The 14,651-nt window shown below is 25.2% G+C and carries 11 protein-coding genes and 1 pseudogene; 10 read left to right on the forward strand and 2 right to left on the reverse strand.

Annotated features, from left to right (window positions below):
• The 5 genes and pseudogenes from QZ321_RS10835 to QZ321_RS10855 all read left to right on the forward strand — a co-directional run.
• Window positions 1-139, forward strand: a pseudogene (locus QZ321_RS10835) (restriction endonuclease subunit S); the annotation flags it as partial.
• A gap of 43 nt (window positions 140-182) precedes the next feature.
• Entirely contained in the window at window positions 183-416 is a 234-nt protein-coding gene (locus tag QZ321_RS10840) for a hypothetical protein (RefSeq protein WP_290458801.1), read from the forward strand.
• A 1-nt stretch (window position 417) separates the two neighbouring features.
• Window positions 418-951, forward strand: a complete 534-nt coding sequence (locus tag QZ321_RS10845; RefSeq protein WP_294196817.1) for a hypothetical protein — start codon at window positions 418-420, stop codon at window positions 949-951.
• A gap of 406 nt (window positions 952-1,357) precedes the next feature.
• On the forward strand, window positions 1,358-2,338 hold the full coding sequence (gene xerA / locus QZ321_RS10850; protein WP_294196819.1) for a site-specific tyrosine recombinase/integron integrase: 981 nt from the start codon (window positions 1,358-1,360) through the stop codon (window positions 2,336-2,338).
• Window positions 2,339-2,358: 20 nt separating this feature from the next.
• Window positions 2,359-2,934 (forward strand): restriction endonuclease subunit S, encoded by a 576-nt coding sequence (locus QZ321_RS10855; protein WP_294196821.1) that lies wholly within the window; start codon window positions 2,359-2,361, stop codon window positions 2,932-2,934.
• Window positions 2,935-3,076: 142 nt separating this feature from the next.
• On the opposite strand, the gene QZ321_RS10860 is transcribed toward QZ321_RS10855, so the two are convergent.
• Window positions 3,077-3,496 carry a hypothetical protein gene (locus QZ321_RS10860; protein WP_291748490.1) on the reverse strand — a complete coding sequence of 140 codons (420 nt, stop codon included), beginning with the start codon at window positions 3,494-3,496 and terminating at the stop codon, window positions 3,077-3,079.
• A 182-nt stretch (window positions 3,497-3,678) separates the two neighbouring features.
• Here QZ321_RS10860 and QZ321_RS10865 point away from each other — a divergent pair, with 182 nt between their 5' ends.
• From QZ321_RS10865 to QZ321_RS10875, 3 genes are all read left to right on the forward strand, one after another.
• Complete coding sequence (locus QZ321_RS10865; protein WP_291748492.1) at window positions 3,679-7,020, forward strand: DEAD/DEAH box helicase family protein; 3,342 nt, start codon at window positions 3,679-3,681, stop codon at window positions 7,018-7,020.
• 183 nt (window positions 7,021-7,203) lie between these two features.
• Entirely contained in the window at window positions 7,204-9,633 is a 2,430-nt protein-coding gene (locus QZ321_RS10870; protein WP_291748495.1) for a heavy metal translocating P-type ATPase, read from the forward strand.
• Between the two features lie 65 nt (window positions 9,634-9,698).
• Complete coding sequence (locus tag QZ321_RS10875) at window positions 9,699-9,908, forward strand: heavy metal-associated domain-containing protein (protein ID WP_291748497.1); 210 nt, start codon at window positions 9,699-9,701, stop codon at window positions 9,906-9,908.
• A 228-nt stretch (window positions 9,909-10,136) separates the two neighbouring features.
• Here the strand turns inward: QZ321_RS10875 and QZ321_RS10880 are convergent, their stop codons facing one another.
• On the reverse strand, window positions 10,137-11,369 hold the full coding sequence (locus tag QZ321_RS10880) for a cation:proton antiporter (RefSeq protein ID WP_291741594.1): 1,233 nt from the start codon (window positions 11,367-11,369) through the stop codon (window positions 10,137-10,139).
• A gap of 122 nt (window positions 11,370-11,491) precedes the next feature.
• Here QZ321_RS10880 and QZ321_RS10885 point away from each other — a divergent pair, with 122 nt between their 5' ends.
• A complete protein-coding gene (locus tag QZ321_RS10885) occupies window positions 11,492-11,992 on the forward strand; it encodes a DedA family protein (protein ID WP_291741591.1) in 501 nt (166 codons plus the stop codon).
• A gap of 155 nt (window positions 11,993-12,147) precedes the next feature.
• Window positions 12,148-14,538: a L,D-transpeptidase family protein gene (locus QZ321_RS10890; protein ID WP_291748500.1), complete on the forward strand. Its 2,391-nt coding sequence runs from the start codon at window positions 12,148-12,150 to the stop codon at window positions 14,536-14,538.
• The last annotated feature ends 113 nt before the right edge of the window (window positions 14,539-14,651 follow it).

Below are 14,651 nucleotides of genomic sequence, written 5' to 3' on the forward strand. Positions count from 1 at the left end.
AGAATTACAAAATGAATATATTAAATTTATTGAACAAGTAGATAAATTAAAATTTAAAATGGAGAATAGTTTAAAAGAATTAGAAGATAACTTTAATTCATTAATGCAGAAAGCTTTTAAGGGAGAGTTATTTATTTAAAAATGTAATAAAAATATAAAGTTTAATAGGAGTGGGATAATAAATGGGAATAGAGCAATATGATAAAATAATTAATAATACTAAAATTACATTAGATAAAAGTATCTTAGAAAAAATAACTGAATTTAAATATAAAGAGTTAGATGGTTATTATGTAATAGAAGTCTATGTGAAATCCAATATAAAAGCAAAAGAAATGGGTGAAATTCTTACTAATATTGAAGAGTGTGCAAAAGAGTGTGGATTTAATATTTTAGTGGATTTCTTAAGAGGTTAAAATGGAAAATTTAATTGATAGATTTACACTACAATGTAGAACAAATAAATCAGGAAAATTAAAAAAGTTCAAACCAAACTGTGTAAATAAGGAGTTATATAAATTTTGGAAAGCAGATTCTAATGTAATTATTAGAGATGCCATATTAGCAAATAAAGCAGGATTATCATATCCACGTCAATTAGAGATGATACATGGAGCATTAGAGAGAATACTTAAATCATATATTATTAAGGAATATGGAATAGAAATATTAGTTCATGAAACAAGAGTAATATATGATTCAATTAAGTATGATTTTGAAGTAGAAATTGAAACAGATGATTATGATACTTTAAAACTATTAGATAATAACTTTATTTTATATAGATATCCTACAGCAAATCGATTTTATAATGAGGATATGATTGATTCAGCTTTTAAAACATTAATAAATTTAAATACTTTAATAGAAGAAGCTTTAAATTTAAGTAATAGAGCAAAAATAGTAATTAAAAAGGTTGAAGATGAGATAAGTGTTTCAAAAAATATATAATAAAATATTATATTAAGATGTAAATTAAAATGGAGAATAGTTTAAAGGAATTAGAAGATAACTTTAATTCTTTAATGCAAAGAGTATTTAAGGGAGAGTTAATTTAATAATAATTAAAAATAAATTTTAAAAAATGACTATTGAACTATAGTTCAATAGGGGGATATTAAACTATAGTTCAATATTGAAATTTTAATTGATTAATTTAAGAGTTTAAATAATTTATAAAGGCTAAATATTCGATATGAATATTTAGTCTTTTTCTTATAAATATAACTATTAAAATAAATAATTTTTTAGTGGAAATAGAATTAAAGGTATATAAGGAATATGTTAAAAGGAATATGAGTAAAAGGGGCGTAAGTAAATATTATATTTATAATATTTAAAAGAGAGGTATATTTAAATGATAGAAGTTATTAATAAAATAGAAAAGGAAATGATTGAATTACTTGATAGTGAACAAATGAAAAAGCTACATGAAATATTAATAAATAATTTAAGTGGTTTATCAATCTATAAAGAAAAGGGTGAAAAGAATAAATTAAAATTAAATTATTGTGATAAATTTATATGTGCTAAAAGTATAGAGGGCTGTTCTAGCAAATCAATAAAATACTACAAATCTACAATAGAAAATATGTTAAACAAAATAAATAAATCTATTAAAGATATAAAAACAGAAGATTTAAGATGGTATCTAGCTGAATATAGCTTAAATCATAAATGTAGCAATGTTACTATTGATAATATTAGACGTATTATTTCAAGCTTTTTTTCATGGTTAGAGGAAGAAGATTATATTCTTAAGAGTCCAGCAAGACGTATTCGTAAAATAAAAACTGAAAAAGTAGTTAAGGAAACATATAGTGATGAAAATATAGAAATATTGCGTGATAACTGTATAGAAATAAGAGATTTAGCTATTATTGATTTACTTAATTCTACTGGAATGCGTGTAGGTGAATTAGTTAAATTAAATATTTCAGATATAAATTTTAATGAAAGAGAATGTATTGTCATTGGAAAGGGAAATAAGCAAAGAAAGGTTTATTTTGATGCAAAAGCAAAGATTCATTTACAAAATTATTTAAGTACTAGAACTGATAATAATGATGCTTTATTTGTTTCTTTACTAAAGCCTTATAATAGATTACAAATTAGCGGTGTTGAAATTAGGCTTAGACAATTAGGAAAAAAATTAAATATAAATAAAGTTCATCCCCATAAATTTCGAAGAACATTAGCCACAAGAGCTATTGATAAGGGAATGCCTATAGAGCAAGTTCAACAACTTTTAGGTCATACAAAAATAGATACAACATTACAGTATGCTATGGTTAATCAAATAAATGTTAAAAATTCACATAGAAGGTTTGTTGGATAGTTAAATCACAATTTATTGAGATGTTTGGTGATCCAATTACTAATCCAAAGAGATGGAATACTTGCGAATTAAGGGAAGGAATAAAAGAAATAAAATATGGAACAAGTACACCTCCAGTTTTTTCGGAAGAAGGCGTGCCATTTGTTAGGGCTACTAATATAAAATTTGGTAGAATTATTGAAAATGATATGAAATATATTTCGGAACAGGAAAGCAAAAAATTTGAAAAATGTAAATTGGAGTTAGGTGATACTATTATAGTAAGAAGTGGAGCTAATACTGGAGATAATGCTTTTGTTTCAGAAGAATATGTAGGTGCATATGGAGGATATGATATTATAGTTAAATTAAATAAAAAAATAAACTATATATTTTTAAATGCTATTTTAAATTCTGTTTATAGAGAGATTATAATTGAACCATTAACAAGAAGAGCCGGTCAACCACATTTAAATTCAGGTCAAATACAATCTTTAGTAGTATTTATGCCACCAATAGAACTTCAAAATAAATTTGCGGACTTTGTTAAACGAGTTGATAAATTAAAATTTGAAATGAAGAATAGTTTAAAAGAGTTAGAAGATAACTTTAATTGACTAATTTAATGTCCTAAATAAAAAATTATATGAAAGATGAAAATAATTAGGAGAATAAAATGACAAAAATATTATATTATTTGAATAAAATAAAAACCATACTTATTAAAAGATAATTTTTAAAAGGATGGTTTTTTAAACTTTAATTAACTGGGAAATAGTCTGAGAATGCTGGGTCATAAAAAAATAATCCACCTGTTTCTTCTGAAACAAAAAAGTGGCCGATTTTTTCTTCACCGTTATTACGAGCAGGATTATATATAAGAGCATCAATAGAATATCCTTTAATTTGATTTTGTTTTATATTTTCAATACCCAATGAACGGAAAAATACTTCGTGTTCTCCACCCCTAAGATTTTCTTGGATATTTTTTAATTTATTAGAATATTCAACAATATTAAATGCCTGTTCTAAGGTTACTATATTTGAAGTTGATTCAGAAGTTGTTATATTGCTTTCATTGAAATTATTATTTGAATTTTCATCACTACAACCATAAATACTAAACAATAAAATTAATAAAATACCAACAAAACTAATAGATTTTTTAAACTTAATCATTTAAATCCTCCTTGATTATTTATTAGAACACAATTAATTATATGACATAATATAAATTAAATATAACAATTTAATTTATTAAGTTTTTAGTATTTTTATGTATTAAATAGTTTAATACATAAAAATACTAAAAACATGTTATAATCAAATTGATAAAAATATAAGGTATTAAGGAGATTGAAATGTCGGGGAATTTTAGTTTTTTAAGAGAAAATGATATATTTAAAAGTTTTTATAATGCTTGTGTGGAAGCAGAAAAAAGCATTTTAGTAAGCCCTGCAACTTGTGCAATTCTTACAAGAAGAGCATTAGAGCTTTCTGTTAAATGGGTATATAGTTTTGATGAAAGTTTATATGCTCCTTATCAAGATAATTTATCAAGTTTAATACATGATAATAATTTTATTGAAACAATAGATTCTAAGTTATTGCCACTTATTAAATATATAGTTAAGCTTGGTAATGTTGCAGTACATACAAATGCAAATATTAAAAGAGAAGAGGCTATACTTGCTCTTCATAATCTTCATCAATTTGTTTCATGGATTGATTATTGTTATGGAGATTATAAGGCAGAGCCTTTTAATGAAGAAATATTAATGCATGGAGAAGAAAAGAGAACTAGACCAGAGGAACTTAAAGATCTTTATGAAAAGTTAAGCTCAAAAGATAAAAAGCTTGAAGAAATGATAAAGCAAAATGAAGAATTAAGAAAGCAACTTACGGAAAAGAAAAATATTAATTCTAAAAATTATGATTTTAGTATAGATGAAATAAGTGAATTTGAAACTAGAAAAAGATATATAGATATTGAACTTAAGCTTGCTGGATGGGAGTTTAATAATGATGTTATAGAAGAAGTTAAGGTTGAAGGAATGCCAAACAGTTCTGAAAGTGGTTTAGTTGATTATGTTTTATATGGTAGTAATGGAAAACCATTAGCTTTAGTTGAGGCAAAAAAAGCTAGTAAGGACCCTAGAGCTGGACAAGAACAAGCAAGATTATACGCTGATTGCTTACAAAAGCAGTTTAATCAAAGACCGATAATATTTTATACTAATGGTTTTGAAACGTATATTTGGGATGATTATAACAATTATTCTCCAAGAAGGGTTTATGGATTATTTACAAAAGATGAGCTTCAACTTATGGTTGATAGAAGATTTGAAAAGAAAAGTTTTGTTGATATTAAAATAAATGATAATATTTCAAATAGATATTATCAAAAAGAGGCAATAATTTCTGTGTGTGATTCTTTAAGTAAAAATCAAAGAAAAATGCTTCTTGTAATGGCTACAGGTTCTGGTAAGACAAGAACAGCAATATCAATAGTGGATATACTTACAAAGCATAATTGGGTAAAAAATATTTTATTTTTAGCAGATAGAAAGGCGCTAGTTAAACAAGCCAAAAAGAATTTCTCTAAGCTTATGCCTAATTTATCATTATGTAACTTATTAGATAATAAAGATAATCCAGAACAGGCAAGAATGATATTTTCAACTTATCCTACAATGTTAAATGCAATAGATGATACTAAAACAAAGGATGGTAAAAAGTTATTTACTCCAGCTCACTTTGATTTAATTATTGTAGATGAATCTCATAGAAGTATTTATCAAAAATATAAATCTATTTTTGAATATTTTGATTCTTTATTATTAGGTCTTACAGCAACACCAAAGGATGGAATTGATAAAAACACTTATAGTATATTTGATTTAGAAAATCGTGTTCCTACATTTGCATATGAATTTGAAAATGCTGTTGAAGATAATTATTTAGTTGATTATAAAACAATAGAAATTAAGTCTAAATTAATGGAATCTGGAATTAATTATGATGATTTATCAGAAGAAGATAAAGAACAATTTGAGGAAACATTTGATGATGATGAAAATATAGGAAAAGAAATTTCTAGTACTGCTATAAATGAATGGTTATTTAATTCAAATACTATAGATTTAGTTTTAAACAAGCTTATGGAGGATGGTTTAAAGATTGAAGGTGGAGATAAGATAGGTAAAACTATTATATTTGCTAAAAATATTAATCATGCTAAGGCTATAGTAGAAAGATTTAATAAAATTTATCCAGAGTTTGGAGGTAATTTTGCAAAGGTAATTGCTAATGGAATTGAGTATGTTGATGCAGTTATTGATGACTTTTCAGCAAAGGACAAGTTACCGCAAATAGCTGTATCTGTAGATATGCTTGATACAGGAATAGATATTCCTGAAATATTAAATCTTGTTTTCTTTAAGAAGGTAAGAAGTAAATCAAAGTTCTGGCAAATGATAGGTAGGGGAACTAGATTATGTCCAGATTTATTAGGAATAGGACAAGATAAAGAACAGTTTTTAATATTTGATTTTTGTAATAACTTTGAATTTTTCAGGGAAAACCCAAAGGGGTTTGATGGAGTATTAAGTGAATCTTTAACTGAAAAAATATTTAATAAGAAGATTGACCTTATAAAGGAATTACAAGATATTAAATATGATTATGAAGATTATAAGACGTATAGAAAAGAATTATTAGAAGATGTAATATCTAATATTAAGGCTTTAAATGAAGATAATTTTAGAGTTAGAATGAATTTAAAGTCTGTTCATAAGTATAAAGATAAAGATATATGGAATGGATTAGGCGATCTTGATTTAAGTGAAATAAAACAAAATATTTCACCATTAATAAATTCTATTAAAGATGATGAAGTTGCAAAAAGATTTGATTTATTAATGTATACAATTGAATTTGCTAAACTTCAGGGATTAAATACTAATAGAGCAATAAAAAATGTTATTCAAACAGCTAATGATCTTTCGAGGCTTGGAACTATTCCACAAATTCAAGAAAATAAATATATAATTGAAAAAGTTAAAACTGAAGAGTTTTGGGTAGATATTGATATTCTTGAATTAGAAGAAGTTCGTAATTGTTTGAGAGATTTATTAAAATATATACAAAAAGAAAATCAAACTATTTATTATTCAAATTTTGACGATTTTATTGTTGCAGAAGAATCTAATGAAGCCATGTATAATACAAATGATCTTAAAAACTATAGAAAAAAAGTTGAACATTATTTAAATTCTCATAAAGATGATTTAGCAATATTTAAACTTAGAAATAATAAAAGGTTAACAAAACAAGATATAGACACATTAGAAAATTTAATGTGGAGTGAGTTAGGAACAAATTCTGATTATGAAAAAGAGTTTGGAAATATGCCAGTAGCAAAACTTGTAAGAAAATTAGTTGGATTAGACAGACAAGCAGCTAATGAGGCTTTTTCTGAATTTTTAAATAATGAAAATTTAAATATAAATCAGATACATTTTGTTAAATTGATAATTGATTATGTAGTAACTAATGGATTTATTGAAGATAATAAAATTCTTCAAGAAGATCCATTTAGAACACTAGGAAGTATAACCACATTATTTAAAGATAATATGGAATATGCAAGAGGTATAATTAAAGTTATTAATGATTTAAAAGTTAATACTGAAATAATATAATAAATGTGATGAGCTATAACATATTGAAATTTTTTAATTAAATATGTTATAGCTTGTTTTATTATATAATAAAAAAACTATTGCAAATAATAACAAAAAGAATATAATAATCATATACCCCCCCACCTAGGGGGCGTGATTAATAAATTGTTTTTTAATAATGTATTAAAAGGAGTGATAAAGGTGAAGAGCAAATTTAAAATAACTGGAATGACATGTTTAGCATGTGCTAATAGAATTGAAAAAGTAATTGGCAAAATGGATGGAGTTAAAGAAGCAAATGTAAATTTTGCAACAGAAACATTAACAATTGATTATAATGAACAAGAAGTTAGCAAAGAAGTTATTGAACAAAAGATTGAAAAAATAGGTTATAAAGTACAAAAAAATATTCAATCAGATACTTATAAAATAGAAGGAATGACATGTTCTGCATGTGCTAATAGAATTGAAAAAATTGCAAAGAAAATGCAAGGTGTTGAAAGTTCTATAGTTAATTTTGCAACTGAAAAACTTACAATAAGTTATGATTTAGATATTATAAATTTTATAGATATAAAATCAAAAGTTGAAAAAGCAGGTTTTAAGTTAATAAAAGAGGAAGAGAAGATAAAAGAAAAGAAATTAGATGAACAAGCTAAATTACTTTGGAGATTAATATTATCTTTAATTTTTGCTATTCCACTTTTGACAATAACAATGGGGCATATGGTAGGTATGCCATTACCTACGATTATTGATCCTATGATAAATCCTATTAACTTTGCAATAATCCAATTAGTTTTAACAATACCAGTTATGATAATTGGTTATAAGTTTTATTATATTGGATATAAAAATTTATTTAAGTTAAGTCCTAATATGGATTCTTTGATTGCAATAGGTACAAGTGCAGCTTTTATTTATAGTTTATATGGAACACATAAAATTCTAAATGGTGATAGTTCTTATGCCATGAGTTTATACTATGAAGCAGCAGTTACAATACTTGCTTTAATAACACTTGGAAAATATTTAGAGGCAATTTCTAAGGGAAAAACATCTCAAGCAATTAAAAAACTTATGGGATTAGCTCCTAAAACAGCAACTATTATAAGAAATGAAAAAGAATTAGTTATTCCTATAGATGAAGTTATTGTTGGAGATATAATTATAGTTAAACCTGGTGAAAAGTTACCAGTTGATGGTGAGGTTATTGAAGGAGCTACTGCAATTGATGAAGCAATGCTTACAGGGGAAAGTATCCCAGTTGAAAAGACTGTTGGTAGTAAGGTAATAGGAGCTAGTATTAATAAAACTGGATTTATTAAATATAAAGCCACTAAGGTTGGAAAAGATACTGCATTATCTCAAATTATTAAATTAGTTGAAGATGCTCAAGGATCAAAAGCACCTATTGCAAAAATGGCAGATATTATTGCATCTTATTTTGTTCCAATAGTAATTGGTCTTGCAGTAATTGCAAGTATAGGTTGGTTAATTGCTGGTGAAAGTGGAGTATTTGCGTTAACAATTTTTATTTCCGTATTAGTAATAGCTTGTCCGTGTGCTTTAGGTTTGGCAACTCCAACAGCAATTATGGTTGGAACAGGAAAAGGAGCAGAGTATGGAGTATTAATTAAGGGTGGAGAAGCTTTAGAAATTACACATAAAGTTGATACAATTGTATTTGATAAAACTGGTACTATTACAGAGGGTAAACCTGTAGTAACAGATATTATTACAAATACAATGTCAGAAGAAGAATTATTATCTATAGCAGCAAGTAGTGAAAAAGGTTCTGAACATCCTTTAGGTGAAGCTATAGTAAAGTCAGCAGAAGAAAGAAATATAAATTTGAAGGAAATATCTAATTTTAAGGCTATTCCAGGTCACGGAATTCAAGTTGAAATAGAAGATAAAATTATTTTACTTGGAAATAAAAAATTAATGAATGAAAATTCTATTGAAGTAAGAATTTTAGGAGATGAATCAGATAGATTAGCCAATGAAGGTAAAACACCTATGTATATTGCTGTAGATAACAAACTAGAAGGAATTATTGCTGTTGCTGATGTAGTTAAGAAAAGTAGTAAAGAAGCAATTGAAAATCTTCATAAGATGGGAATTAAGGTTGCAATGATTACAGGAGATAATAAAAAAACTGCTAACGCTATTGCAAATCAAGTTGGAATTGATATTGTTCTTGCAGAAGTTTTACCAGAGGATAAGGCAAATGAAGTTAAGAAACTTCAAGAAAAGGGAAATAAAGTTGCTATGGTTGGAGATGGAATAAATGACGCTCCAGCATTAGCACAAGCTGACGTTGGAATGGCAATTGGAACTGGAACTGATGTAGCAATTGAATCAGCTAATATAGTTCTTATGAAAGGTGATTTAAGAGATGTTTCTACAGCTATAAAATTAAGCAAAGCAACTATTAGAAACATAAAACAAAATTTATTTTGGGCATTTGGATATAATGTTTTAGGTATTCCTGTTGCAATGGGAATTCTTCATATATTTGGTGGACCACTTTTAAATCCAATGATAGGAGCAGCTGCAATGAGTTTAAGTTCTGTTTCAGTTTTAACAAATGCTTTAAGATTAAGAAGCTTTAATCCTAATAAATAAGTATAAATAATTAATAAAATTATTAAAATAATTTTATATTTAAGATATGAAAGTGAGGAGATTTTATGAAAAAGAAAATATTAATTGAAGGAATGAGTTGTAAAAATTGTGTTGCTCACGTTACAGAAGCTTTAGAAGAATTAAATGATGCAAATAACATTGAGGTTAATTTAGAAGGAAAATATGCAGTTGTAGAGACAAATGAATCAGATGATTTAGTAAAAGAAAAAGTTGAAGATATGGGGTATGACGTAATTAGTATAGAAAATATTTAATATAAGAAATGAGTATATCATAGTTTAAAATTAATTATGATATACTCATTTCTTATTTATATAAGTAATAAAATTATTAACTTAAATAATATCTTATAGTAATTAATTTTTAACTTTTGTATTTCATGTTATTAATAACCTCTACATTACTTTTTTCTTTACCAAATTAATTTTTAACTTTTGTATTTCATGTTAAAAGATAACTTACATTAAAAGTTATTTTGATTTTTATATAATTTTCTTTTCTATAATATTATCTTGAGTTAACAATTTTGATGATGAAATTTTAATTCCAATTGCACCAATTGGAGCAGTAATTAATACACTTAAAATTGCAATAGATTGCATTATTTCACCACCGGCAACTCCCATTTGAAGAGGAATACCAGCTTTTGCAGATTGAACTGTTGCTTTAGGTAAATAAGCTATTATACAAAATATTTTTTCTTTAAGTGATAAACTTGTTCCAATTAATGAAATAAAAACACCTATTGAGCGTATGGTTAAAGATATAATAAGCATTAATATCCCTATCCATAAATATTTTAATGCAAGATTTGGATTAATAGCCATTCCTACAAAGGTAAATAAATATATCTTTCCATATTTCCAAACAACATTTATTCTATTTTGAATTTCAACTGCTAAATTTTTTAAAAAGGCTCTTAAAAAAAATCCATAAATCATTATAGTTAATAAAGAATTAAATATTTTTAAATGAAAAATATTTTCTATAATTCTAATTAATAAACAAATCATAAATGTAATAATAGTTCTTAATGTATTATTTTTAATGACACTTAATATATTTTTGCTAAAAATGGCAAGTAAAAATCCTACAACTATACTAATGATAATTGTAATAGGAATTGAAAAAATTTCATTAGCAATAGAAATATTTTCATTATTAATATTGGACATATAAATTCCTAAAAATGTTGTAAACAAGGTGATTGCTACAGTATCATCTGCTGATGCACCAACTAAAAGCATTTGAGGAATTGCTTTATCTTGAGCAACTTTTCTTTTAATTAAATCAACCATAGAAGGAACTAAAACAGCTGGGCTTACTGCGGCTATTATAAATCCTAAAATTGCTCCCTGTACAAAGGTAAAATTAAGAAATATCATTGATAAAAAAGCAATTGTTAACCCTTCTAGTGTTGCAGGTATTATGCTTAATAAAATTGCAGGTCTACCTATTTGTTTCATTTGATTTATGCTTATCCCAAGTCCTCCAATAAATAAAACTGTTACTAAGGCAATATCTTTAATGTATGAAGAAATATTTAAAGTTTGTTTTGGAACAATATTTAAAAAGGAAGGACCAATAATCATTCCAAATAAAATCATTCCTATAAGTGATGGTAGTTTAAAAAGCTCTACTAATTTACCACTGTAATTAGCTAGCAAACCTATTAATATTAAGCTAATTATAATTATTAAAAGATTAATTATCATAAATTATTCCTCCTAAAGTAAAAATATATTAATATTGTGAATTGGTAAATAAATGAATATAGATTATATATCATGGAAACAATATATTTAAGATTATACTAGTAGAAGGTGGGGGAAAGTAAGTGGATATAAATATTATGCTTCAATATATAGCAAAGTATGGGTATATATTTTTAGCTATAATAGTATTTTTGGAATATTTAAATTTGCCAGGTTTACCTGCTGGAATAATAATGCCTGCGGCTGGAATTTTGATTAAATCAGATGGATTAAGTTTTATATATACACTTATAATATCTGTAATTGCGGGTTTTTTAGGAAGTTTTATTTTATATATATTAGGATATTATTGTGGAAATCCAATTTTAAATAAACTACAAAATAAATTTCCTAAATCTAAAAAGGCAATAGATAAAACATATACGTATATAGATAAATACGGAAATACTGGGATTTTTATTGCTAGACTTATACCTGTTGCAAGAACTTTAATATCATTAATTGCAGGTACATTTAATATGGAATTTATAAAGTTTGCCTTTTATTCTGTTATAGGAATTACTATTTGGAACTTTGTTTTTATATATATAGGTTATGCTTTTGGACATTTATTTTTAAAATAGAAAAAATTAAAAATAATTTTTAAATTTGTATATCAAATAATCGTTTTTTATGTTAAAATTGTAATAAATTAACAAACTTTAATTGATATTAGATATATAGGAATAAAAATAATAATAAATTAACTAATGGGATGTTAATGGGATGGGAGGAAAGCATGAACTTTAAGGTATTAAATGGGGATATTTATTTCTCAGATGAATTTATAAATCTAAATGATATAAGATCTGAATTCTTACAATTAGCTTTTGATTCCTTTTCAACGTTTAACGAAGAATGTACTAAGAGATTTAATAGTATTGAGCAACTACTAAAAGATGGAGAAAGTTTTGGAAATGTATATTTAAATGGTTATATTTCAAAGGCAATAAAAATTATTAATGAATTTGGAATTAAAGATATTGATAGTAAAGAATTTACTAAATACTATTTAAATAATTATTCTAGATGGGAAGATACTTTAGAGGAAATAAAGAATAAAAGTAAAATAAATGATAGTTCAGAAGATATAACTTATATTAAGTTAAATATTGATTCAGATTTAATCAAAAAACCTTTTGAATTACAAGAGAAAAATATAATTTTAGATAATAATAAGAAAACTAATATTCCTATAGAAATATTAAATAAATTATCTAGTTCAATGATGGAGAGTATATTTAATATTAATTTTGCTGTAATGGATTTTTTAAAACAAAATAATATAGAAACTGTATCCCAATATAGCAATTCAGAAGATATAATTAAATCAAATAATTTAATTAAAGATTTGTTAGAAAATAAAATTTCAAAAGATAAAGAAATAGACACTATAAAAGAAATAATAAAATTAAATCCATATAATGAAAACATATATAAAGCTTTATTATCTAAGTATGGAGACAAGGACAATCAATTAGAAGAGCTAGGAAAGTTTTTAGGATATGATAATATTTATGAATACAAAATTAAGTTATTAGATAAATACTACAAAGGTTTATCTAAGTCTAATAAAAAAGAAATAAATAAAGCAAAAGAAGGAATCGGTTTATTAGCAAATAAACTAGGAATTAAAGATTATTCAAAATATATAGACGAGCTTGATGATATGATTTCAAATAAAACTAAAATGAAAGATTCAATTGAAACTAAAGAAATAGATAATATTGATGAAACATCAAGCAAGGAAAAAAATAAAAATACTGGGACTCATAAAAAATTATGGATATCAACTGGAATTGTAGTAGCTAGTTTATTAGTAGTATATTTAGCAATGACTGCATATTTTAGTAACCACTTTTTCTTTAGGACTTATATAAATGGAATTAGCGTTGCTGGAAAAAATAATAGTTCAGCACAAGCTTTAATGGCTGAAAGGGCTAATAGTTATATTTTAACTATAAATGGTAGAAATGATCTTACTGAACAATTAAAAGGTACAGATATTAATTTAAAATATGAATTTAATGATTTAATAGATAAATTATTAGAAGATCAAAATCCATTTATGTGGATCAAATCTATAGTTTCTGGAAATAACTATACAATAACTGATGGTGTTTCTTATGATGAACAATTATTAAAACAAATTATAGGTAATCTTAATTGTCTTAATGAAGAAAATGTAACTGCACCTGTAAGTGCAAGTATTTCTTATACAGATAATGGATTTGAAATTATAAAAGAAGATATAGGTAATAAATTAAATTATGATGAATTTTATTCAAAAGTATTAAGTCATATTCAAAATATTAATGATGTTTTAAGCTTAGATGAAGAAGGTTGTTATGAAGCACCTAAGTATACTAGTGAAACAGATGTTGTTGTACAAGCTAAAAACACTATTGACAAATATATGAACTCAAAATTTACTTATACTACATCAGGAGATGATATTGTTATAGATTCAAACCTAATAAGTAAATGGATAAATGTAGATGAAGATTTTAATGTTACACTTAATGAAAGTGCAATTAAAGAAAATGTAAGTGAGTTAGTAGGTGCTTATGATAATATAGGAAGCACTAGAACATTTACTAGAGAAACTGGTGAAAAAATAAAAGTTAGTACTACACCAGGAATATATTATGTAGATAGAAATGCAATGGTTTCGCAATTAGTAGATTCAATAACTAATGGAAGTGAAACAACTAACGAATTACCATTTAAAACACCAACTGCTACAGATGATTATGTAATAAATACATTTGTTGAAGTTGATTTAACTAATCAAACTGTTGTTTACTATAAAAATGGTCAATTAATTACTCAAGGAAGTGTAGTTACAGGAGATCAAAGTAAAGGATATTCAACTCCTCCAGGAACATTTACATTAGATTGGAAAGCTAGAAACTTTACTTTAAGGGGACCTGGATATGCGTCACCAGTTAGCTTCTGGATGCCATTTAACGGTGGAATAGGTCTTCATGATGCAAGCTGGAGAGGTAGCTTTGGTGGAACTATATATCGAAATAATGGTTCTCATGGATGCGTTAATATGCCTCATAGTGTAGCTCAAGCAATTTATAATAATATAGAAGATGAAACTACAATAATTTGTAGATACTAATTAATAACTTCGCAATGCATTAATTAATGCTATTGCGAAGTTATTATTATTTTAATGAAAAATAATATATTAAAATAAATTTTTATATAGCATATTAAAAGATATGTATAATT

Source organism: uncultured Clostridium sp., from assembly GCF_910588715.1.
Taxonomy (GTDB): domain Bacteria; phylum Bacillota; class Clostridia; order Clostridiales; family Clostridiaceae; genus Clostridium.

Excerpts from the sequence above, each read along its gene's own strand:
- QZ321_RS10840 (WP_290458801.1), top strand. The coding sequence starts at position 183 with ATGGGAATAGAGCAATATGATAAAATAATTAATAATACTAAAATTACA.
- QZ321_RS10845 (WP_294196817.1), top strand. The coding sequence starts at position 418 with ATGGAAAATTTAATTGATAGATTTACACTACAATGTAGAACAAATAAA.
- xerA (WP_294196819.1), top strand. The coding sequence starts at position 1,358 with ATGATAGAAGTTATTAATAAAATAGAAAAGGAAATGATTGAATTACTT.
- QZ321_RS10855 (WP_294196821.1), top strand. The coding sequence starts at position 2,359 with ATGTTTGGTGATCCAATTACTAATCCAAAGAGATGGAATACTTGCGAA.
- QZ321_RS10860 (WP_291748490.1), bottom strand. The coding sequence starts at position 3,496 with ATGATTAAGTTTAAAAAATCTATTAGTTTTGTTGGTATTTTATTAATT.
- QZ321_RS10865 (WP_291748492.1), top strand. The coding sequence starts at position 3,679 with ATGTCGGGGAATTTTAGTTTTTTAAGAGAAAATGATATATTTAAAAGT.
- QZ321_RS10875 (WP_291748497.1), top strand. The coding sequence starts at position 9,699 with ATGAAAAAGAAAATATTAATTGAAGGAATGAGTTGTAAAAATTGTGTT.
- QZ321_RS10880 (WP_291741594.1), bottom strand. The coding sequence starts at position 11,369 with ATGATAATTAATCTTTTAATAATTATAATTAGCTTAATATTAATAGGT.
- QZ321_RS10890 (WP_291748500.1), top strand. The coding sequence starts at position 12,148 with ATGAACTTTAAGGTATTAAATGGGGATATTTATTTCTCAGATGAATTT.